A 22,898-nucleotide genomic window follows, 5' to 3' on the forward strand; every position below is an offset into this window, starting at 1 on the left:
AAACTCATTAAAATGCTAAAACACTAAAGGGGAGATCACATATGAAAGCAGTAGTGGTTAATAAAAACAGCAAAGCAAACATCGAAGTGATTGACAAAGAATTACGTCCGTTACACTCAGGTGAAGCGTTAGTAGATGTAGAGTATTGTGGAGTTTGCCACACTGATTTACACGTTGCGAATCATGATTTTGGTAACACTGATGGCCGTATTCTTGGCCATGAGGGTGTAGGTATTGTTACGAAAATAGCTGATGATGTTACTTCACTAAAGATAGGTGACCGTGTAAGTATTGCATGGATGTTCCAATCTTGTGGACGTTGTGAATATTGCGTAACTGGTAGAGAAACATTTTGCCGTGAAGTTAAAAACGCTGGTTATTCAGTGGATGGTGGTATGGCTGAACAATGTATCGTTACAGCTGATTATGCGGTAAAAGTACCAGAAGGATTAGATCCTGCTCAAGCATCATCAATTACTTGTGCTGGTGTAACTACATATAAAGCTATTAAAGTATCAGATATTAAACCTAGTCAACCTATTGTAATCTATGGCTGCGGTGGATTAGGTAACTTAGCTATCCAATATGCTAAAAATGTATTTGGTGCAAAGGTAATCGCAGTAGATATTAATGACGACAAATTAGCCTTAGCGAAAGAAGTTGGTGCTGATATGACTATCAATCCAATTTCTCAAGGTCCTGCTGATAAAATTGTGCAAGAGGAGTTTGGTGGCGCTTATGCTGCGGTAGTAACAGCAGTCTCTAAAGTAGCCTTTAACTCAGCAGTTGATGCAGTACGTGCTTGCGGTAAAGTAGTTGCAGTAGGGCTACCAGTAGAAACAATGGACTTAAACATCCCACGACTTGTACTGGATGGAATTGAAGTAGTTGGTTCTCTAGTTGGTACTCGTAAAGATTTGGAAGAGGCGTTTATGTTCGGGGCAGAAGGAAAAGTAGTGCCAGTTGTTCAAACTTGTTCTCTAGCTAAAGTACAAAATGTATTCGAAGAAATGGAACAAGGTAGAATTCAAGGGCGTATGGTAATTGATTTTAAAAAACATAATTGTGATTGCAAATAATTCACTTTAAATATAAAAAGCATGAGTCTAGCAAATACATGTAAAAAAGTTAGACAGCATAAGAAGATGATCCCTGTATTTAATAGGAATCATCTTCTTTATTTTCTATAATATCAATGCCAATTAATACTTGATTAATGAGAAATGATTAAAGGTTTACTTTATTTGCAAACGAAAAGGAATCTTTATGTTTAACGAATTTTTTATGATCTGGAACGTTTTGAATTGCTACAATTTGCGAATCTCTTGCTTTCAGTGCATCTTGAATCCCGATGGTCATAAGCTTAATAAATAGAATCGTAATAAAGAATGAAGCGAGAGTATAAAAAATAATCCACCATGAAAGATTCATTTCATTACGATTTAATCCAATAAGACCTGCCCAATCATTAGATAGAGAAACAGGTTTGAGCACTCCGTCATAGAGTTCACGCATTTGTATGCCGCCAATTACAATGTTAAGCAACGCTAAATGGATAACGAGTATGAGTGTTTGGACGATATGTTCCATAAATAATACAAATAAGCGGTCAAGTAATAAGACTCGTAAGTGTTTTTTTATAATATGAAAACGACTAGCCCCCAGTAATTGTGAACTTAAGATGTAATCTTGTTTCATAAATTCATCAACTTCTGAGGATATGTATAAAGAAAGTGTAGGCAGAGCGACGAAAATAAGTACGAGTACTTGATAAAACGTAAATGAAATATTTGGATCTACCCCATCAGCATTTGATGTGATTATAATATTAACGGGCGTGATGAGTATGAATGCGATAAATAGAGTTGGAATATAATAAAAAACTTCTGAGCATGACTGGAAAAATCTCTTGAGTTTTGGAGCAAATAAACTTAAGAGGATTCCTATACATGTTCCGCATAAAATTCGAAAGAAGCTAATTGCCACGGCTAATAAAATAGTGAATTTTGCTCCTTCTACAATTTGTAAGAAAACAGACTCTCCAAAACGATCAGATCCAAAAGGTGGAATTAACGATGGCGGAAAGGGGGCCTTTCCAAGTAATTCGTTATTTTCATTGTAAAGTAACTGAGGAGGTTTTGGGATGTTATCTTTAAAGAACCAACTATAAATAAAACTAGCTGAAATAAGTATGAATAGATAAGCAAAGCCGATTAAAAAGCGTTTTGATTTCCAAATAGATTTCATAATGATACTCCTTTCAATTGCTTTTTCCATCTATTCATCATGAATGAGACTATTTGGAAAATGGCGTAAAATGGTAAAACAATCATAACAAGTATGATAAATGCAGCTGGAGGTGAAACAAACGCCTTATTAAATAAAAATTGAATAATGCCTTCCATATTAAAAACAAATTCTAAAATGAATAAATTAGAAAGTAAGAAAACAAAAATTGTTTTTAAATGGTGGAAGAAGTGGATAGATATATTTTTGAATAAATGAATGCATAGTATATAACTTGATGAAAGGCCTTTTCCATATGCAACCTCTACGTAATGTTTTCCTTGCTCTTCTTTTATGTATAACACCATCATCCGAAACATTTGTAATGTAGGTAAGACAGCTAATGATAAAATAGGGAGTAAATAAGCTCGATTTTCATTAAAAGAAATAATAGTGACAGGAGATTCCCCAAATTTCTGAAGTACCCATATGAAAAATATTTGCAAACAAATCATCATCATCATATCAGGGACAGCTTCTAATATGAACACAATTCGGTTTATCCATTTTTTTATATAATCTTTTGCTAAAAAATAAAAAAATGCCATGCTAGATGATAAAAAGAGAGCAAGAAAAAAGGCTAAAAATAATATAGTAAATGAATATAGGTAAGGTTCTAAAACAGTTGGAAATAATGGTGTTTTTTTGAAATGGCCAAACTTCGGGTCTGATCCTATAATCACTAATGATTCAGGGGAAAAAACCTGTTTTAACATAGTAACGGTCTGATTAAAAAAATAAATTGGTTGAAAGGTAAATCCTTGTTGAGTGATAAATAAATAAGGTAAATTTAATAATAGTAAGAGTGATAAAAGAATTGATGAAAGCTTAATTGTGAATTGAGATATTTTATTTAACATTAAATCCCTCCGACATCTTTTTACAACATTATACAATAAATTTCATGTTATTGTTTTTATTTTTCTGAAAAATAAAAATACTTTTCGGTTTTATAGTATGCAAGATATATTTACAAGATAAAAAAGTGATAGTAGGGGGCCGCGCTCTATGTTTATCAAGATAAAAGGATTAGTGAACCTAAAACAATAAACAAGAGCAAAATGCACAGAATTCTCATTCTGCGGTTAGTTACTTTTCTTGGCTTGATGGTGATGTTACGTGAACCCTAAAAATGAATATTGCGTTTCAACTCTTTCTTCATGCAAATAAGTAGAACGTATGGAGGAGTATGTATGTGTTGTTAATGGGAGGAAAGAGTGTATTGCGTAACGAATATAACGTAAGTTTACCGCATGGAAAAGCTAAATGTAGTATATAAGTGAAATGGAATGAGGGGATTTATTTTTTTTTGTATGAAAAAAATTTTCTTTGTATAACTTGATAAATGAAAAAATATTTTATATACTAATTCATGTAAACGGTTTACTAAATCGTATTTTGCTAGAAATGAAGGGAAGATTCGCATGGAAACAAGGGGGAGAGTAATCGGGATTGATATCGGTACCACAAGTACAAAAACGGTTGTGTTCACAGAAAAAGGAAAAGTCATTGCATCACATGCAATCGATTACCCAATTATTCAACCGAATGTAGGATGGGCTGAGCAAGATCCTGATGTAATATGTGCCGCTGTATACAAAAGTGTAAGCGTTGCCATTGAAAAAGGTAATGTATTACCAGAAGATATTTCTTCAATCGGTGTTAGTACAGCTATGCACGCATTAATTGCAGTAGATGAAAATGGTGCGCCATTAACGCGTTCTATCATTTGGGCAGATAATCGAAGTACGAAGCAATCAGAAAAATTATTACAACAAATGAATGGGCATGAAATTTATAGACGTACAGGTACACCGATTCATCCGATGTCACCACTTTCTAAATTGTTATGGATGAAAGAAGAGGAACCAGAGTTATATACAAGTGCCTATAAATTCATTTCCATTAAAGAGTATGTGATTTACCAATTATTTTCACGCTACGTAGTTGATTATTCGATTGCTTCTGCTACAGGGTTATTTAATTTAGAAACATTAAACTGGGATGAAGATGTTTTAACTATGTTACATATGTCACCAGAACAATTATCAACCCCAGTACCAACTACATATATTTTATCGGGTATGAAACGAGAAATAGCACAAAAGATGGGTATTCGTGAAGATACTCCAGTTGTTATTGGTGCAAGTGATGGTGTTCTTGCGAATGTAGGCGTTGGGGCAATATCGCCTGGCTCAGCTGCGATTACGATTGGAACGAGTGGTGCAGTTCGAACAATCTCATCAAATATAAATACAGATGAGAAAGGGAGAACGTTTTGTTACGCATTAACAGATGAGCACTGGGTAATCGGTGGTCCAACGAATAACGGCGGAATATTACTGAGATGGTTACGTGATGAATTTGGTAGTCCAGAGCAAGAAGTAGCAAGAAAGCTCGGCATTGATCCTTATGATTTATTAATTAAATATGCAGAAAGCGTACCAGCTGGAGCGGATGGGCTATTGTTCTTACCTTTCTTATCTGGAGAACGCGCACCTTACTGGAATGCAAATGCTCGTGGTACATTCTTTGGAATCAATCTTCAGCATAAGCGAGAACATTTTATACGTGCAGTGATGGAAGGTGTTTGTATGAGTGTATATTCAGTAGCACTCGCAATCAGGGATTGTACAGGGCCACTTACTGAAATACGAGTTTCAGGAGGGTTTGCAAAATCTGCATTTTGGAGACAAATGTTGTCCGATATGATGGGAAAAGAATTGCTTGTACCTGAAAGTCATGAAGCATCTGCGCTTGGGGCAGCGGCAGTTGCTTTGTATGCTGTAGGAAAAATTGATTCTCTTGAAGAGGTAAAGGATTGGATTGATATTGTCCATCATCATGTACCGAATAAAGAAAATACGGCTATATATTTAGAAATGTTTTATATGTATGAACGACTTTACAATCGCTTGAAAGAAGAATTTGATTGTATAGCTGCTTTCCAACGTAAACAATAGGGGGATTGGGAGAAATGGTAGTTGGGATTGTACTAGCGGCAGTTGTCATACTACTTTTACTTATTACGGTAGTAAAATGGCATCCATTTGTCGCATTAATTTTAACAGCAATTGGTATAGGATTAGCAATGGGAATGCCTTTAATTGGAACTTCACCAAAAGATCCAGGGATTATTGATTCTATTAAACTAGGGCTTGGTAATACGTTAGGATTTTTAGCAATAGTTTTAGCACTAGGAACGATGCTTGGAAAAATGATGGCCGAATCTGGTGGTGCTGAACGTATCGCTAACACATTAATTAATCGTTTTGGGAAGAAACGAGTTCACTGGGCGATGATGTTCGTTGCATTTTTAGTAGGGATTCCGGTATTTTTCCAAGTTGGATTTGTACTATTAATTCCGTTAGTATTTACAATTGCATTAGAAACAGGGGTATCACTTATTACAATCGGTATCCCGCTAGTAGCAGGACTATCCGTTGTGCACGGACTAGTGCCACCGCATCCAGCGGCAATGGCGGCAGTTGGTATTTTTAAAGCAGATGTAGGGAAGACAATTTTATATGCATTAATTGTCGGACTTCCAACTGCAATTATTTCAGGTCCACTTTACGGGAAATGGATTGGTGCTCGTATACATAAGGAAGTACCATTAGATATAGCGGAGCAATTTATTGAAAAAGATAATAAAAAAGAGCTTCCAAGCTTTGGGAATACATTGTTTACAATTTTACTTCCAGTATTTCTTATGCTTGGTGCATCAATAGCGGAAGTTGCATTAAATAAAACAAGTCAACTAGCACAAGTATTACACTTTATTGGAGATCCGATTGTCGCTTTATTAATTGCAACCATTTACTCTTTCTTTAGTCTTGGATATGCAAAAGGTTTCTCAAAAGATAAAGTGTTACAATTTACAAATGATTGCCTTGGACCTATTGCAAACATATTATTAGTTATTGGTGCAGGCGGCGCATTTAATAAAGTACTATTAGATTCTGGAATTGGAACGACAATTGCAGATATGGCGAAAGAATCACATATTTCACCGATATTATTAGGGTGGGGAATTGCGGCACTTATTCGAATTGCAACTGGATCGGCAACTGTTTCTATGATGACAGCAGCTGGTATTGTTGCGCCGATTGCAGCAAGCACACCAGGTGTAAATGTTGAATTATTAGCACTTGCAACTGGTGCAGGGTCATTAATTTTATCACACGTGAATGATTCAGGATTTTGGATGATTAAAGAGTATTTCGGAATGACTGTGAAAGAAACATTATTAACATGGACTGCAATGGAGACTATATTATCTGTAGTAGCACTTGGGCTAATTTCGATATTAAATATATTTGTATAGAATAGGAGATTGATTAATATGAAACTAGGTTTAATTGGATTAGGAAAAATGGGATTCCCATTAGCTGAACACTTATATGAAGACAAGCATGAAGTAGTAGTATACGATGTAAATAAAGAGCTTGTTGAAAAGGCAGGAAAACTAGGAATTACTGCACGTCATACATTAAAAGAAATGATCGCTGAACTAGAAGCTCCTCGTACAATTTGGGTAATGGTGCCTGCAGGAGAAGTTGTAGAGTCAGTACTAAAAGATGTTTATCCGTTATTAGATGAAGGTGATATCGTTATTGAAGGCGGAAATTCATTCTATAAAGATACGTTACGCCGTGCTGAAGAAGCAAAAAGCTTCGGATTACATTATGTAGATATCGGTACATCAGGCGGTGTAGAAGGAGCTAGATACGGTGCTTGCTTAATGGTTGGTGGAGAAAAAGAAATTTACGACCAATTAGAACCTTTATTTAAAGATTTAGCAGTAGAAAATGGCTATTCTTATGCTGGCCGTGTTGGTAGTGGTCATTTCTTAAAAATGGTTCATAACGGTATTGAGTACGGCATGATGCAAGCAATCGCTGAAGGATTTGAAGTACTAGATAAGAGTGACTTTGATTTCAATTATGAAGATGTTGCAAAAGTATGGGCGAACGGATCAGTTATCCGTGGTTGGTTAATGGACTTAACTGAAAAAGCATTTGCAGAAGATCCGAAACTAGATGGCATTAAAGGTGTAATGAACTCTTCAGGAGAAGGAAAATGGACTGTTGAAACTGCACTTGAACTTCAAGCTGCAGCACCAGTAATCGCTATGTCATTATTTATGCGCTATCGTTCTCAGGAAGATGATACATTCCATGGAAAAGTAGTTTCAGCACTACGTAATCAGTTCGGTGGACATGAAGTTGTGAAAAAATAAGGATGTTATAAAAAAGAAACTTGTGTATAAGCGCAAGTTTCTTTTTTATAGTTTAAGAAACTACTAATTTAAAAATACCAATCAATCATCGTTTTTTTGTCACAAATGACACTAACCTCCTCTTAGACTTTGCAATGTACGGATTCCCGCATTATGTTTTTTGTATTGATTGTATCAAATATAAAGCGCTGCATGAAATATGTCCCAACATAAAAGTAAGAATAAATAAAATGAAGTTTTCATAAATAGTAAAAGGGTGCTTATGTCATCAGTATAGCTAAGAAATGTTGTTACATATGAGAAGAGCGTGTTAATAAAATATGAGGTGGTTAAATGGGAAATGAGCAAGTGAAGTCTGTAAAGGAAGAAAAAAAGTTATGTCTTTGTATGATCGTCAAAAATGAGTCTAGAATTATGGAAAGATGTTTAAATGCAACAAAATCAATTGTAGACTTTGTTTCTATTTGTGATACTGGATCGACGGATAATACGCCTGAAATTATTGAAAATTGGTGTAAGGAAAATGAGATACCTGGGACGGTTCATCATGAGCCGTTTAAAAACTTTGGTTATAACAGAAGCTTAGCTGTTTCGTTAGCGCAAAAAACATACCCAGAAGCAGATTATTTATTAATATTAGATGCGGATATGATTTTAGAGGTTGATCCGAATTTCGATAAAACGAGCTTAACGGAAGATCATTATCTTACATTACAATATGATGTTCATATTAAATATTGGCTTACGCGTCTTTTAAAAGCTTCTTTACCATGGAAATCTGTCGGTGTTACTCATGAGTATTGGGATATAGATCGTTCAAAAGTTGGAGCGAATTACAATACGAGGGTAGCTCGGTTAGAGACTCTTGTCGTGAATGATCCCGGAGATGGCGGGAGCAAAGCTGATAAATTTGAAAGAGATGAGAGGTTGTTGTTACAAGGAATAAACGACCCAGAAACAACGCCAGATTTGCATATAAGATATTTATTTTATTTAGCTCAGACTTATTTTCATTTAAGTCAATTTGAGAATTCAATTAAATGGTATAAAAAACGAGTGGAAGCAGGAGGATGGGTTGAAGAGGTATTCTATTCGTTATTGCGAATAGGATTTTGTTATGAGCAGTTAGCAAATCGTTCAGCAAATAAACAAAATGAAGTGACAGATGCTGATGAAAAAGAAACTGTTAAAGGGCAAGAAGAGCAATATTTAGCATTAGCTGTTTTTTATTTTCAAAAAGCGTGGGAATATAGACCAACCCGGGCTGAACCATTATACCAACTTGCAAGGTTGTATCGATTACGATCTCAAAACAATATTGCTTTGATGTATGCTCTGCAAGGGAAGGAAATTCCTTTTCCAAAGGATGATCTACTATTTGTAGATTATCATGTGTATGATTACTTATTTGACTATGAAATTTCTATTAGTGCTTTCTATATACCTCATAAAAAACATTTAGGGGCGGTATCGCAAAAGTATTTGGAATCGATAAAGGAAAAGATTCCATTTCATATAGCAAATATAGTAGAGAATAATGCGAAATTTTATTAAATACATTTTCGATTAAAGGAGTAGTGGAGTAATCATGGAATTAATGCGATGGGCGATTGAACTAGGAGAATCGGTGCATGGAAATACGTATGAAGAATTGATGCCACTACTAGACTACTATTATGATCGTGATCATTTAAAAGCGTATTGTATCGCAAATCTTCTTTTAAACATGGATGTATTAGATGAGGACCGGGAAAGAATCGAATTAAGAAGATGCATCGCTGCTTATTATGCTGGATTATATAAAGTAGCAAGAAAACATGCAAATGAGTTGGTACTTAAACATCCAGATGTAGATTTATATAAAAATAATTTAAGATTAATGGAAGTTTATTTGAATAAAGAATATGATTATTGTCTTTTTATATGCCCAAAGACATACGGTAGTTTCATAGATGTTGCGCGAGCTTTAAAGTGGCGGTTGGAGCAGGAGGGTAATACAGTAATTATATCAGAAACAATACTGGAAAATGCAAAGAATACAGTTGTTTTTGGAGCACATACATACGCATATAACCCGAATCTTCTTCCGAAAGATGCAATTATTTATAATTTAGAACAGCTATACGAAGGAAGTCCATATGCGCATCCCCTTTATTTAATATTATTAAAAGATAGAGTGATTTGGGATTATAGTAAACAAAATATAGAATGGCTTCAACAAAAAGGGGTAGGAAAAGAAATAAAACATGTAGAAATGAACTATGCTCCAACTTTGGAAATAAAAAAAGATGCGTTTGAAGATGAGATTATTGAAGATATTGATATTCTGTTTATAGGTGCTCTTAATCCGAGGCGACAAGCTATTTTTGATCATCTAAAAGCGATTGCCCCGAATTTAAATATAGTTTTTAAAAATAATGCGTGGGGAATTGTTAGAAATGAATTGATTGCTAGAGCTAAAATTATATTAAATATTCATTTTTACTTATCAGGAATTCTTGAAACACCTCGCGTGTCTTATGCAGTTGCGAATAAGAAATTTATTATTTCCGAAAATAGTAATCCAGAAGATGAGGTAGAGTGGCCAGGAATTGTATTTACTCCGTACGAAAAAATAATTGAAAACGTAATGAAATATATAGAATTACCAGAAGAACGGAAAAGATTAGCGGAAAAAGCATATAATCATTTTGAAGCAAATGAAAGTTTAGGTACATTGAGCATGAGAGATGAATCAAAGTAATTGTACGAAACTCATACGAAAGTATGAGTTCTTTTTTGTTTATCATACTATTTTATGAAACAAGTTAACTCTTTATATTGTGTTTTGTATAGAAATTTCTGATAATATATTAAGTAGAACTTGAAAACAAAGGGGAGAAATAATCATGAAACTAGTCGTTATTAACGGTACACCAAGAAAATTTGGTAGAACTCGCGTGGTGGCAAAATATATTGCGGATCAATTTGAAGGGGAATTATATGATTTAGCAATTGAGGAGTTACCTTTATACAATGGAGAAGAGTCGCAACGTGATTTAGAGGCAGTAAAAAAATTAAAAACGTTAGTGAAAGCTGCGGATGGGGTTGTATTATGTACACCAGAATATCATAATGCGATGAGCGGTGCGCTGAAAAACTCTTTAGATTACTTAAGTAGTAGTGAATTTATTCATAAACCAGTTGCATTGTTAGCGGTTGCTGGTGGCGGTAAAGGTGGAATAAATGCATTAAACAGCATGCGAACGGTCGCTAGAGGTGTTTATGCAAATGCAATTCCAAAACAAGTTGTGCTTGATGGATTACATGTGCAAGATGGTGAACTTGGGGAAGATGCAAAACCGTTAATTCATGATGTAGTTAAAGAATTGAAAGCATATATGAGCGTATATAAAGAGGTGAAAAAACAACTAGGAGTGGAATGATATGTCCTCACTTTATCATGATTCTCGCTTGTATTACATTCTAGGAGCCAATAGTCTATCTGCTATTGGTTCCGGAATTGTTATGATAACGATTCCTTGGCTGTTAATTAAAGAGAGTGGAGGAGAGACAACATTTGGTTATGTTTCTATCATTGCAACCCTCATTATGTTTTTATTAACACCATTCATTGGGCAAAGTATTGATCGTTTTTCAAGAAAATCTTTATTGCTATGTAACGAAGGAATCGGAATAGCCGTAATCGGAATAATGGTTATATGGGGATTTGCTGGGCAACCTTATCATTCTATTCACTATATTCTTATTTATATAGCCGGATCATTCTACTATTTATTATTTTATCCTACAATATTTGCGTTCAACCAAGAGATATTTCAAGCAGAACATTATAAAAGTTTAAGTGGAACGATGGAAATACAAGGACAGTTAACACAAGTTATTTCTGGAGCGGCCGCGAGCTTCTTAATTGAAATTGTATCTTTGAAGTGGATTTTGTTAGTAGACATGTTAACTTTTGCTGGAGCATTTTTTCTTTTCTTATGTATACCGTACGTAAAGAAAAAAGAAGTGAAAAGAAAAATAACATTTAAGAAGCAATTGTTTGAAGGAATTCACTTTATGAAAAAACGTCCTAAGCTCTTTTGGTTCTTACTGGCCACTTATATGCCGTTTATAGATGTTATGATGGCAAATTATTTAATACCAGTTTATATTTCGGATATACTTAAAGCCAATGCCTCTGTATACGCAATAGAGGGGATGATGTACGGTGTCGGAGCGGTTGTTGCAGGAATCTGTATTCCACTCATAATGAAATATGTAAAAACAGAAGTTTCAATCGTTATGACGATGTTCATTTATGTAATTTCAATTACCGTAATGATTATTGAACCTTCCGTAATTTTCTTATATGGACTTGCAATTTTTCAAGCAGTTGGAAATGCGGGTACAAGAGTGGCGAGAAATGTATTGATGATGGAGGAAATTCCAAACGAAGTAATGGGACGTGTAGACAGCTTATTTCGCCTAATTGGTACTGGAATACGAATTGTATTATTAATGCTGTTTACAGCGGGTGTATCTAAAGCCGGAGTAATGCTTCCGTTTTACGTATTAAGCTGCATATTGATCTTCTCATTAGGAATCGCTATTTATTATGTACTATCACAACGTAAAGTAGCGGCGAATGTTTCTAATAAATCAATCGTTTAAAAAAACACTTCTGCCGCCCTTTCTTTTTCTGTATAATAAAAAGAAAGGGAGTGCAAACTTATTTATGAACAAATGGATCTTTCTTATCATTTTATTATTACCGCCACTATACATCATTTATATGACGTTTAGAATGAACAAAGTTGCTCGTGAAAAGTTGAGCTATCACTCTCCGTACGTTCTTATACTGGGTGCAAAGTTATTTGGAGATAGACCGTCTTTATCTCTTCAAAATCGTTTGGATGTAGCGTTGGAGTATTTATTTTCCCATCCTGAAGCGAAAGTAATTGTTTCAGGTGGTCAAGGAGAAGATGAAGATATACCGGAAGCTCACAGCATGAGAAACTATTTAATGGCGCGCGGTATAGATGAGAGTCGTATTTTAATAGAAGATCAATCTACAAATACGTATGAAAACTTAAAGTTTAGTATGGATTTATATAATGTGAAACATGCGGTAGTTGTAAGTAATACGTATCATTTATATCGAACGAAAATAATTGCAAAGCGTTTAGGCATGAAGATGGAGGCACTAGCTGCTGAAACACCAATTCGTTCTAAGAGAAAAATGTATGTTCGCGAATATGCTGCTATTATGAAAACAATATTGTTCGACCGTTAGAGCTCAAATGTGAGCTCTTTTTTAATTTAAAAGCGTATCATTTGAAATGAATGCCATATTCCATCAAAATAAAGGAAACAACAGTAAAGGAGTTGTATTTGTGATTCAATTTAATCATGTGTCAAAATCGTATGAAGATGGCACGAAAGCAGTGGATTCATTGCATTTAGAAATTAAAAAGGGAGAATTTTTTGTTCTTATCGGTCCGAGTGGTTGCGGGAAAACCACGACAATGAAGATGATTAATCGTTTAATCGAAACGACTGAAGGATCGATTTTAATCGATGGAAAAGATATTCAACAATATAATATAAACGAATTACGTTGGGATATAGGATACGTGTTGCAACAGATTGCTTTGTTTCCTCATATGACAATCGCTGAAAATATTGCAGTTGTTCCTGAAATGAGGCAATGGAGCAAAAAAGAAATTAAAGCACGCGTCGATGACTTGTTACATATGGTTGGATTAGAGCCGGATATATATCGAGATCGTATGCCTGATGAATTGTCAGGAGGACAAAAACAACGTATCGGTGTCGTGCGAGCATTAGCCGCAAACCCGAAAATCGTTCTTATGGATGAACCATTTAGTGCGTTAGATCCATTAAGTAGGGAACAGCTTCAGAAGGATATTGTACAGTTGCAAAAAAAGATTCAAAAAACAATCGTGTTCGTAACACATGATATGCAAGAAGCATTATCACTTGGAGATCGCATTTGTATTATGAAAGAAGGAAAAGTTGTTCAACTAGATACACCAGAAGGAATTATACATAATCCGAAAAATGAATTTGTAGAGGAGTTCATTGGAAATCATGGGCGAACTTGGTATGAGGGGAAAAGTGTAGCAGATGTATTGCCACTTGATCAAAGTGTGCAATTAGAAGGGCAGGCGCTATCATTACATTCTTCCTTACAAGAAGCACTAGTTCGTGTGCGTGATGAAGAGGTCGTTCCAGTTGAAAAAAACGGTCAATATATTGGAGCGTTAACAAGTCGTCATATTGTCAATTACATTGTTGAACAAATGAAGGAAAGAGGCTAAACAGTGACTAATTTTATACAAACGTTCCAAGAACGAAAAATAGAATTACTAACTGCATTAAGTGAGCATTTACAAATATCGCTTATTTCATTATTTTTTGCAGTAATTATAGCAGTGCCACTTGGCATCTTATTAACAAGAAAAGAACGAATGGCTGAATTTATAATAGGAACTTCTGCAGTAATGCAGACAGTGCCATCACTTGCATTGCTTGGACTCTTAATTCCGTTAGTAGGAATCGGAAAACTTCCAGCGATTATCGCATTAGTTGTGTATGCACTATTACCTATTTTACGAAATACATATACAGGAATAAGGGAATTAGATGAATCTCTAATAGAAGCCGCGAAAGCTATGGGGATGAATAGTTGGAGAAGGTTGTGGAAGGTAGAACTTCCTCTTGCATTGCCTATTATTATGGCCGGTATTCGTACAGCGATGGTATTAATTGTTGGAACGGCTACATTAGCAGCTCTCATTGGTGCTGGTGGGCTCGGTAAGCTTATATTATTAGGTATAGATCGAAATGATCATGCACTTATCATTTTAGGGGCCGTACCAGCCGCGTTACTCGCTTTATTCTTTGATATAGTACTTCGCATACTTGAACGACCGAAACGCTCTTCTAAGCGTGTTATATTGACGATATGTATTGTTTGTATAATGATTGCTTCTCCATTTCTTTGGAGTACAGAAAAGAAAGATATTGTTATTGCGGGCAAACTTGGATCAGAACCTGAAATTTTAATTCAAATGTATAAGCAGCTTATTGAACAAGATACAGATTTACACGTACAATTAAAACCAGGTCTTGGGAAAACAGCATTTGTATTTGAAGCGTTGAAATCAGGGGAAGTAGATATATACCCAGAATTTTCAGGAACAGCTTTATCTACTTTCGTGAAAGAAGAACCAAAGAGTACAAATCGTGATGAAGTATATGAGCAGGCTCGCGTTGGAATGGAAAAGAAATATAATATGATTATGTTGAAGCCAATGGAGTATAACAATACATATGCACTAGCCATGCCGAAAAAAATAGCAGATCAAAAGAATATAAATACAATTTCTGATTTAGGGAATGTTGCGCAGGAAGCCAAAGTAGGATTTACATTGGAATTTGCTGATCGTGAAGATGGTTATAAAGGAATGCAAAAATTATATAACTATAAGTTCTCAAATGTTAAAACGCTGGAGCCGAAGCTGCGTTATAGCGCAATTGAATCTGGAGATGTTAACGTAATTGATGCATATTCAACAGATAGTGAATTGGAGCAATACGGACTGAAAGTGCTAAAAGATGATAAAGGGTTATTCCCACCTTATCAAGGAGCACCATTATTAAGAAAAGAAACGTTACAGAAATATCCTGAACTTGAAAAGGTATTAAATAAATTATCTGGAAAGATTACAGATGAAGAAATGCGAAAAATGAATTATGAAGTTAACGTAAATGGTAAAAGTAGTGAAGAAGTCGCAAAACAATTTTTACAAAAAGAGAATTTACTTCGTTAAATTTACAAGAAATATACAAATTTATATGTTTGAAATGACCGTTCATTACAAAATGAGCGGTTTTTTTGTGCATACTTATACATTTTTTCAAAAAAGTATTCCATTTTTGCTCATTTTCTTTTAGAATAAGTAATGTTTTCCTGAAAAAATATAAGAGAAACGTCTATTAGAGAAAAAGGTGACTTTAATAGTTGAACGAACATAACACCTAGAATGACAGATGGGGTGGTACAAATAGAAAAGAAGTTAGGATTTTTTCCATTAATCGCATTAGTAGTTGGAACAATGGTTGGTGGCGGTGTTTTTAGTTTACCGCATGATTTAGCAGTAGGAGCAAACAGTGGTGCAATAATAATTGGCTGGTGTATTACAGCGATGGGAATGATTCCCCTTGCGCTCGTATATCAAACGTTAGCAAGACAAAAACCGGAACTTGAAGGTGGAATTTATAGTTATGCACGTGCTGGTTTTGGTGAATATATTGGATTTAATAGTGCTTGGGGATATTGGCTAGCAGGAATCTTAGGTAATGTCGCAACAATTATGTTACTGTTTAGTACATTAGGTTATTTCTTTCCAATTTTCAAAGGAGGAAATAATGTTGCGTCTATCGTTGGGGCATCACTTTTATTATGGACACTTCATTTTCTAATTTTATTTGGGATCCGTGAAGCTTCTATTATGAATGTTATCGCAACAATAGGGAAGTTAGTTCCAATCGTTTTATTTATTGTTGTAATGGTAACAGCCTTTCGCTGGGACACATTTACACATGATTTTTGGGGAGAAGGAACGATCTCACTTTCCGCTATACTTGGTCAAGTGAAAAATACAATGCTTGTAACACTTTGGGTTTTCATTGGAGTTGAAGGAGCGGTTGTATTATCTGGAAGAGCGAAGAATAGTCGAGATGTTGGTAAGGCAACAGTATTGGGACTTATTTTAGTAATGTCCATTTATATTTTAATTTCTGTCCTGTCAATGGGAGCTATGACAAGAGGCGAACTTTCTGTGTTAGAAACTCCGTCAATGGGACATGTATTAGAGCACGTTGTTGGCCCATGGGGTGCAGTTGCGATTAACATCGGATTAGTTGCTTCACTTGTCGGTACATTAATTGGCTGGTTTTTACTTGTTTCTGAAATTTCTCATGTAGCAGGAAAAGATGGCGTATTTCCGAAAGTCTTTACGAAAACAAATAAAAAGCAAACACCGCACATGGCATTATGGATTTCAAATGGTGTTGCCCAAATTATATTTATCATCGTTTTGTTTTCGGAATCGACATATCAAATTATGTATTTCATTGCATCAACATCAATTTTATTACCATATTTATTATCAGCGTTATTCCAATTTAAATTAGTCATTACAAACGAGCTAAAAGACGCAAAATTAAAAAACGGAGCGTTGGCTTTAATTGCTTCTATTTACTCTGTATGGCTTCTTTATGCAGCTGGTTTAAAGAATTTACTACTCGTTTCAATTGTGTATGGAATTGGAATTATTGTTTACACGTTTGCAAGAAAAGAACAAGGGAACCGTTGCTTTGTAGGTGCAGAGAAATATGTGATGTGGGCAATTATTGTTGCGGCTATCACATCCATATATATGTTATTAACTGGAAATATAAAAATGTAAAAAGTCCTTTTCATTTAAAGGGCTTTTTTCTTTGTTTAGAGAATATTTACTACATAAGATATTCAGGAGGGATGAGAATGGAAAAAAAAGAACAGTTGTCTAGAATAATTGATTTAGCTAGTGAGTTAAGGAAAGTATTAGTGCAAGAATCTTTTTTTAATCATCATCCTGAACTGAGAGGAGTCATTGAAAATTTAGCAAGTTCTGTTGAAAATTTGGCGGAATTACAAATAAGTAAAGATGAAAACGCTGAAGATCGATTACGTTACGTACTTGCGAAAATGAAAATTGCTCATAATGCAATTTTACAAGAGAAAAAAGCATTTCCTTCTCATTAATATAAGTTTTTATTTTGAACCTGGCGGATAACGTCAGGTTTTTTATTTCTAGTTTTTCGTTTCTTTCATACACTAAGAATAGTATGAAAAAAGAAGGTGACTAAGGTGAAATTACATAAAGCTCTTCAGCCAAGTTTTATAAAACGAATGTACTATATGAGATTTTTAGGGAAATTTACAAAAGCTGAGAAAGAGAAGAGTGGAGAGAATTTCTTTGTACAATGCTTATCGCCAATACCATTCACTTTACAGGAACAATTTACAAATGAACCATATGTATTTGAAGGGTTATGTAGCAATAAAAAGAATGAAAAAATCTTTTCGGAATTAAAGAAGAGGAAATTAGAAAAGCAACTAGTAATGTTTCGTCTTTATTATGAAAGAGGAAATGTATACGTGGAGTTAATATGTACAGAAGAACCGAAAGAAATAGCAAGCAGCTATAAAATGATTCCGGCACCTAAAGTTACAAATAATAAAAAAAGAGAATCTTTAGAACGAAAACTTAGCAACGGTTATTTATCATTTCTTATGCCAAAATTTCCGAAAGACTTTGAGCCTCCCGAATTATTGTGGCACGATGGAAGACTTTACGGAAACATATCCCTAAAGTCATCAATTAGCTCAATTGCCTATTTTGAACAGAAACGTGAATGTAAATATATAAACTGCAGTGACTGGACGAAGTATGTAGAAATAGCGGTAGAAGATCAATTATATTTTGTAAGTGATTATGTGTATGAGCAATTAAAAAAACGAATGCATGAAGAAGGTAAGCTAGTTGAAGTAGAGGATATAAAAGTACAAAAAGATGAATGGGAATGGGATGAGCGTGAATCGTCTTTTTTACAGTATGTACAAAGTATGGTGCATAATAAAGGGTTATATTTGGATGAAACGGATATTTATAATTTCCATATAAGTGTAAAAACAAATATGTTAACGATTCTTGGTGGTATACCGGGCGTTGGGAAATCACGGTTTGTGCAAACTTATGCAGAAGCATTAGGGTTACAGTATGGGGAAGAGTTGGTTTGGATTACGATTTCGCCATCGTATCAAGAACCACATGATTTACTTGGTTACCTTCATCCAAATGGTACTTTTATTGAAAGTGAAACGAAGTTAGTTAGGACGTTAATGAAGGCGAAAGAAAATCCAAATCAACTGTATATAATCGTTTTTGATGAAATGAACATGTCTCATATTGAGCATTGGTTTACTCCGTTTCTATCTGTTCTTGAACTTGAAACAAAAAATCGTATTTTAAACTTGTATGAGGGTGTACAGGACATAGAGAATTCAATTCCATCAACAATTGAAATTGGAGAAAATATTATATTTGTAGGTACTGTGAATTTTGATGAAACAACAAAAGAGCTCTCTGATCGATTATTAGATCGAACGAACCTAATAACGTTACAGAAAATTCCGTTTTGTGAGATGGACATGGAACAGGGGAAAGTCGTATTACATCCACCTTTGAAAGTAACAGCGGGAGAATTTCGGATAAATTGGATGAGAAATAAAGCGATGATTGAAGTGTTTTCTGAAGAAGAATTAGAGCTATTAGATAAGTTGCATGTCGTATTGTCATCACATGACGCGTCTAAGGGAATTTCTTTCCGATGTGCAAATGCAATTGCGACTTATTTGCAAAACATACCTTTCCAAAATAATCATACCTATATGATCAGTAGAGAAGAGGGGTTTGATTTACAAATAAAGCAGCGTGTATTGACGAAAATCAGAGGGACCGAAATGATGGTTGGGCCTTTACTTTCTGAAGAAGCAAAAAGGGGGGCGACCTTAGTACCTCTTTTGCAATCTGCACTTGCAAACAGAGTATCTACATTTGAACACTCTTTAGCATATATACGAGAAAAACGTAGAGAACTGGAGCTGTATGGATATGCAAAATGAAGGGCGTTACGAAACAAAAATCGTTGATACGAATGAAACGCTCCCTTTTGTATTAAAGTTAATCATTGGAAATGAGGGGAAAGGAGATTATATTTTATTAAATCGTCTTTGTACATCTACTACAGCATTAGTTCAATGTATTTATAAAGTACAAGAATTAAAACCAATAAGATTGCAGTACAATTATGAAATTCCAATGAATATTACTTTTATATGGAATAAAGTATATGAGGGACAGAAAAATATAAAAGAGGCTCAATATGAAATAAATGAAAAAAAACAAAGAGTATTAATATATGAACATGGGAAAACAGAATTCTTTTATCCATGGCGCTGTGGTTTATACCATTTTGAAGTGCGTATAGAAGATACAACGTATTATGGCGCATTTCAAATCGTACCGAAAAACTTTTTTGATGATCAATTTGAAATGATTCAAGACTATGTGAAGTCAATTTTAAATGAGTTGATTTTGGATAGAGGTTACTATAAAAAGACCTTCTCTGCACTTAGCGATATTGAGGATTCTTCTTATTTAGTGTTACTTAGAAAGTTACCCCAAAAAATGAAAATGATAAAGCAAATCTTTAAGAAAATAGAATCAAGCTCAAAATTTATAAATGAATATAAATGGGAAGGAAAAGAGCGAAGGCCAACAAGAAAAGGAACTATAGTGGCAGAACGAAAACCTTATGCCAAACATTATAATCGTAAGTTTATGGAACAAGAAAATAGTAAGGAAAATGCATTTCTTAAATATAAAGCGATGCAATTTTATCATTATTTAATTGAAGCAAAAAGTTTTTTACGTCAAACAATTGAAATCTTAGAAAGAGAAAAAAAGAAAAAATCAGAAGAGTTTCAAGCCGTAAAAACGATTATACAAACAATTGAGCGTAATGGATCGGTAACTGATAGAGAGAAGCAAAAATATAAAAATATACATTTACTAAAAGAAGCCGATTTACGAAAGAGCTCAATGAAAATACAAGAATATAAAATATTGGCGCATATTGTGCGTGAAAATGTACAATACTTTCAAATGTTAATGCATTCTTCGTTTTGGAGGGAAGTTACTGAAACAAGTAACATGAACTTACATGATTTACCGATACCACATCAACAATTACTACATCATTTAGAAGTACTCCCGCAATATACGGATCAATCTCCATCGTTATTATTTGTTTATAAGCCAACGTTTTTAGTGTATGAATATTACGCTTTTTTTATCGTTATTTCAATTTTAGAGCAAATTGGTTTTGAAGCTAGAAACTCTATCCGTGAACAAATACAAGAACATTTTTATGTAGATGGATTACAAGATGGAACGACAGTAGTTTTAGAACGAGATGATATAAAGGTGCATGTTGCATTTAATGACTTAATTGAAACACATCCTCTTATTGCATTAAGTAAAGGTAGTAATTTTTACAATGGTGAGGATACGAAGAAGCCAGATATTCGCTTAGACTGTTATGTAAAAGAAGATGGGAAATACGTATATAAATCTTCTATTATTATTGAAGTGAAGTATAGTCCAATGTACAATATTTTTCAGCACGTCGGAAATACGAAAGCAACTGAGCAAATGTATAAGTACTGGTCTATAAAGTATGTAGAAGAACAGGATGGAAAGCGAGTCTATTATCGAAGGTCAATTTATGAAGTCATTTGTGTATATCCAGGAAGCCATATGCATAGTAAAAAAATTGAGTCTGGATGCGGTGTTTTCTTGCAGTTATATCCATATAAGACGAAACAAGGGGAAGAGAAATTAGCTGGAAAACATGGGATGGTACAAATTTTTGAAAAATGGTTAAAAAGCATTAAGAAGTAAAAGAAATCCTTTTTCATAAAGGATTTCTTTAGATTAAGAAGAATTATATGCTGTATGGAAAGAAACATAATGTAATTTAGATTTGAAAAGTGCTACAAATGTATTATTAAAAGGAATGTGAGCGCGGGATAAAAGTCGATTAAATTGGAATCTAATTCATTTTGCAGAATATAATAAGTCATAAATATTTTTAGTTGCATACGAAGATTTGTTCTTATATGATAGATAGTGAAAGCGTTATCAAAAACAGAGCGGCGATGGGAAAGGCGGTTAAATATGTTCCAGCGTGTTCAAACAAAGGAAGAACATTTTGGGTTCGAGCAACTATGGGGAGATTTTTGTGAGGAAAGAAACTTAATGTTCGTAGAACGTAATTTAAATCCATCACGATTTTTATTAATAGAAGATGAACATCCTATTGGTACAGTGGAATGTATTAAGTATACGGTACCTGAACAATCAAATTCTGAGTTTTTCTATCCGTTTTCTAAAAATGATTTAGTGAAAGATTTGAAGAATGTATATGAAATAGGCAAGTTAAGTATTTCGAAAACGTCTCGTGGGAGAGGACATTTCAAAAGGCTAACAGCTATTTTATTTATACATGCGTTAGAAACAAAAGCTGAATGGTACATTGCAGCAGTAACAAAAAGAATGTATATGTATTTACTTACACTTGGTTTTCCAATTGAGCCAATAGATAATCCATTTCAGTTTCATGATACTTTACAAGGTGTACCAGTAAGAATTCATGCTCGAAAAGGGGTTACGCATTTGTATTCTTTAAAAGAATTTCGTGATGTGATTCAAGGGAATGCTCATGCACAGGCATTAATTGCAGAATACAGTAAAAATATTATGTTAACGAAATAAAGCGAAGTGAATATGTATAATAAAGAGAATAATATTTGTATAGGATATAACTCTTCATTAAAAAAGACCCTTATTATTTTAATAAGGGTCTAAAAATTATAATCCAAATATACTAAAAATCATTTTGCGGCGCTTCGGTTTCTTTTCTCGTTCATATGTTGGTTTTGAATCAGGAGTAATATAAATGGGTTCTTCTTTCGTTAGGGCAGCTTCTAATTTTTGAATTCGCTCTAACATTTCCTCCATTTCACGACGGTGTTGTAAAAGTTGGTACGTGACGACATCATTTGCCTTATCTTGCATTTGTTCTTCCATTCGATCAAGTCTTCTCGTAATAGTGTTTAATTGATCAGCTAATTGCTCAAAATCATTGGGTAATATGTTTTGAACAATTGTATTAACTTGAGTTTTTAATTCCTCAACTTCATTTGAGGAAGCCTTTTGAGTAGATTGAGAATTTTGAGATTGCTCTATTTGAAATCGATGGTGTTCTAACATTTGATCGACATCCTCTTGTGTGAAAATAAAGTGGCCATATTTGTTTTTCTCTATCGTAAGATTTAATTGTTGTGCGATCCGGACAACAGCCTTTGGGCTAACACCTAATTTCTTTGCGATAAATGGTGTTTTATATTCCAAAATAATCCCTCCTATATATATCCTGTTGAATGATTTCGAGCTATGAAGTAAGTTCCCTTCTAGTGCGACAAAAGAAGTGTGGAATCGGCAAAGAAAGTGTTTTTTCACGAAATTGAGTTGAGAAGAATAGTTCGTTTAAATAAAAATGTTTTATCGTAACATTTAGAATAATTTGACGAGTGTAAATGAATTAGATTATCATAATGATAAATATCTTTTTTATGTATGCATATAATATATAAAAAGGTGGTTGCTAATGTAGAATTTTGTTAGAG

Annotated in this window: 19 protein-coding genes; 16 read left to right on the top strand and 3 right to left on the bottom strand. The window is 34.2% G+C overall.

What is annotated here, in order from left to right; all coding sequences use genetic code 11:
* The first annotated feature begins 41 nt into the window (after positions 1 to 41).
* Positions 42 to 1,079: an alcohol dehydrogenase AdhP gene (gene adhP, locus GBN78_RS18205; RefSeq protein WP_098297662.1), complete on the top strand. Its 1,038-nt coding sequence runs from the start codon at positions 42 to 44 to the stop codon at positions 1,077 to 1,079.
* A 148-nt stretch (positions 1,080 to 1,227) separates the two neighbouring features.
* Here adhP and GBN78_RS18210 read toward each other — a convergent pair whose 3' ends face one another.
* Together GBN78_RS18210 and GBN78_RS18215 are read right to left on the bottom strand one after the other, a co-directional pair.
* Positions 1,228 to 2,247 (bottom strand): ABC transporter permease, encoded by a 1,020-nt coding sequence (locus GBN78_RS18210; protein ID WP_000836558.1) that lies wholly within the window; start codon positions 2,245 to 2,247, stop codon positions 1,228 to 1,230.
* A complete protein-coding gene (locus tag GBN78_RS18215) occupies positions 2,244 to 3,146 on the bottom strand; it encodes an ABC transporter permease subunit (protein WP_000932684.1) in 903 nt (300 codons plus the stop codon). The genes GBN78_RS18210 and GBN78_RS18215 overlap by 4 nt, the downstream gene beginning before the upstream one ends.
* 564 nt (positions 3,147 to 3,710) lie before the next feature.
* Here GBN78_RS18215 and gntK point away from each other — a divergent pair.
* From gntK to GBN78_RS18295, 15 genes are all read left to right on the top strand, one after another.
* The gene (gene gntK / locus GBN78_RS18220) at positions 3,711 to 5,249 is read left to right on the top strand and encodes a gluconokinase (protein ID WP_098601379.1); all 1,539 of its coding nucleotides are present in this window, start codon (positions 3,711 to 3,713) and stop codon (positions 5,247 to 5,249) included.
* Positions 5,250 to 5,263: 14 nt separating this feature from the next.
* Positions 5,264 to 6,613, top strand: a complete 1,350-nt coding sequence (locus GBN78_RS18225) for a GntP family permease (RefSeq protein ID WP_152127578.1) — start codon at positions 5,264 to 5,266, stop codon at positions 6,611 to 6,613.
* A gap of 18 nt (positions 6,614 to 6,631) precedes the next feature.
* Positions 6,632 to 7,528, top strand: coding sequence for a phosphogluconate dehydrogenase (NAD(+)-dependent, decarboxylating) (gene gnd, locus GBN78_RS18230; RefSeq protein WP_000765995.1), 897 nt, complete (start codon positions 6,632 to 6,634; stop codon positions 7,526 to 7,528).
* Between the two features lie 333 nt (positions 7,529 to 7,861).
* Positions 7,862 to 9,082: a glycosyltransferase gene (locus tag GBN78_RS18240; RefSeq protein WP_000526219.1), complete on the top strand. Its 1,221-nt coding sequence runs from the start codon at positions 7,862 to 7,864 to the stop codon at positions 9,080 to 9,082.
* A gap of 34 nt (positions 9,083 to 9,116) precedes the next feature.
* On the top strand, positions 9,117 to 10,271 hold the full coding sequence (locus tag GBN78_RS18245) for a CgeB family protein (RefSeq protein WP_000422324.1): 1,155 nt from the start codon (positions 9,117 to 9,119) through the stop codon (positions 10,269 to 10,271).
* Positions 10,272 to 10,416: 145 nt separating this feature from the next.
* Entirely contained in the window at positions 10,417 to 10,953 is a 537-nt protein-coding gene (locus tag GBN78_RS18250; RefSeq protein ID WP_000780355.1) for an NADPH-dependent FMN reductase, read from the top strand.
* A gap of 1 nt (position 10,954) precedes the next feature.
* The gene (locus GBN78_RS18255) at positions 10,955 to 12,184 is read left to right on the top strand and encodes an MFS transporter (protein ID WP_152127579.1); all 1,230 of its coding nucleotides are present in this window, start codon (positions 10,955 to 10,957) and stop codon (positions 12,182 to 12,184) included.
* Positions 12,185 to 12,248: 64 nt separating this feature from the next.
* Positions 12,249 to 12,806 (top strand): YdcF family protein, encoded by a 558-nt coding sequence (locus tag GBN78_RS18260; RefSeq protein WP_001987388.1) that lies wholly within the window; start codon positions 12,249 to 12,251, stop codon positions 12,804 to 12,806.
* 100 nt (positions 12,807 to 12,906) lie between these two features.
* Positions 12,907 to 13,854: an ABC transporter ATP-binding protein gene (locus tag GBN78_RS18265; RefSeq protein WP_000614080.1), complete on the top strand. Its 948-nt coding sequence runs from the start codon at positions 12,907 to 12,909 to the stop codon at positions 13,852 to 13,854.
* Positions 13,855 to 13,857: 3 nt separating this feature from the next.
* Positions 13,858 to 15,369 (top strand): ABC transporter permease/substrate-binding protein, encoded by a 1,512-nt coding sequence (locus GBN78_RS18270; RefSeq protein WP_152127580.1) that lies wholly within the window; start codon positions 13,858 to 13,860, stop codon positions 15,367 to 15,369.
* 213 nt (positions 15,370 to 15,582) lie between these two features.
* On the top strand, positions 15,583 to 17,010 hold the full coding sequence (locus GBN78_RS18275; RefSeq protein ID WP_000129444.1) for a basic amino acid/polyamine antiporter: 1,428 nt from the start codon (positions 15,583 to 15,585) through the stop codon (positions 17,008 to 17,010).
* 77 nt (positions 17,011 to 17,087) lie between these two features.
* On the top strand, positions 17,088 to 17,348 hold the full coding sequence (locus GBN78_RS18280; RefSeq protein ID WP_000412089.1) for a hypothetical protein: 261 nt from the start codon (positions 17,088 to 17,090) through the stop codon (positions 17,346 to 17,348).
* A gap of 105 nt (positions 17,349 to 17,453) precedes the next feature.
* Positions 17,454 to 19,271 (top strand): AAA family ATPase, encoded by a 1,818-nt coding sequence (locus tag GBN78_RS18285; protein WP_070183820.1) that lies wholly within the window; start codon positions 17,454 to 17,456, stop codon positions 19,269 to 19,271.
* A complete protein-coding gene (locus GBN78_RS18290; protein ID WP_152127581.1) occupies positions 19,261 to 21,111 on the top strand; it encodes a hypothetical protein in 1,851 nt (616 codons plus the stop codon). Before GBN78_RS18285 ends, GBN78_RS18290 begins: the two co-directional genes overlap by 11 nt.
* Positions 21,112 to 21,387: 276 nt before the next feature.
* The gene (locus tag GBN78_RS18295) at positions 21,388 to 21,984 is read left to right on the top strand and encodes a hypothetical protein (RefSeq protein ID WP_000487795.1); all 597 of its coding nucleotides are present in this window, start codon (positions 21,388 to 21,390) and stop codon (positions 21,982 to 21,984) included.
* 96 nt (positions 21,985 to 22,080) lie between these two features.
* Here the strand turns inward: GBN78_RS18295 and racA are convergent, their stop codons facing one another.
* Entirely contained in the window at positions 22,081 to 22,623 is a 543-nt protein-coding gene (gene racA / locus GBN78_RS18300) for a chromosome-anchoring protein RacA (RefSeq protein WP_000456021.1), read from the bottom strand.
* Between the last annotated feature and the right edge of the window lie 275 nt (positions 22,624 to 22,898).

The sequence above is a fragment of the Bacillus sp. B2-WWTP-C-10-Post-4 genome (assembly GCF_009183805.1).
Taxonomy (GTDB): Bacteria; Bacillota; Bacilli; order Bacillales; family Bacillaceae_G; genus Bacillus_A; species Bacillus_A cereus.

Coding starts and splice junctions, on each gene's coding strand:
- GBN78_RS18215 (WP_000932684.1), bottom strand. CDS start 3,146: ATGTTAAATAAAATATCTCAATTCACAATTAAGCTTTCATCAATTCTT.
- GBN78_RS18295 (WP_000487795.1), top strand. CDS start 21,388: ATGTTCCAGCGTGTTCAAACAAAGGAAGAACATTTTGGGTTCGAGCAA.
- GBN78_RS18240 (WP_000526219.1), top strand. CDS start 7,862: ATGGGAAATGAGCAAGTGAAGTCTGTAAAGGAAGAAAAAAAGTTATGT.
- gntK (WP_098601379.1), top strand. CDS start 3,711: ATGGAAACAAGGGGGAGAGTAATCGGGATTGATATCGGTACCACAAGT.
- GBN78_RS18255 (WP_152127579.1), top strand. CDS start 10,955: ATGTCCTCACTTTATCATGATTCTCGCTTGTATTACATTCTAGGAGCC.
- GBN78_RS18290 (WP_152127581.1), top strand. CDS start 19,261: ATGCAAAATGAAGGGCGTTACGAAACAAAAATCGTTGATACGAATGAA.
- GBN78_RS18275 (WP_000129444.1), top strand. CDS start 15,583: ATGACAGATGGGGTGGTACAAATAGAAAAGAAGTTAGGATTTTTTCCA.
- GBN78_RS18245 (WP_000422324.1), top strand. CDS start 9,117: ATGGAATTAATGCGATGGGCGATTGAACTAGGAGAATCGGTGCATGGA.
- GBN78_RS18260 (WP_001987388.1), top strand. CDS start 12,249: ATGAACAAATGGATCTTTCTTATCATTTTATTATTACCGCCACTATAC.
- GBN78_RS18225 (WP_152127578.1), top strand. CDS start 5,264: ATGGTAGTTGGGATTGTACTAGCGGCAGTTGTCATACTACTTTTACTT.
- adhP (WP_098297662.1), top strand. CDS start 42: ATGAAAGCAGTAGTGGTTAATAAAAACAGCAAAGCAAACATCGAAGTG.
- GBN78_RS18250 (WP_000780355.1), top strand. CDS start 10,417: ATGAAACTAGTCGTTATTAACGGTACACCAAGAAAATTTGGTAGAACT.
- GBN78_RS18280 (WP_000412089.1), top strand. CDS start 17,088: ATGGAAAAAAAAGAACAGTTGTCTAGAATAATTGATTTAGCTAGTGAG.
- gnd (WP_000765995.1), top strand. CDS start 6,632: ATGAAACTAGGTTTAATTGGATTAGGAAAAATGGGATTCCCATTAGCT.
- GBN78_RS18210 (WP_000836558.1), bottom strand. CDS start 2,247: ATGAAATCTATTTGGAAATCAAAACGCTTTTTAATCGGCTTTGCTTAT.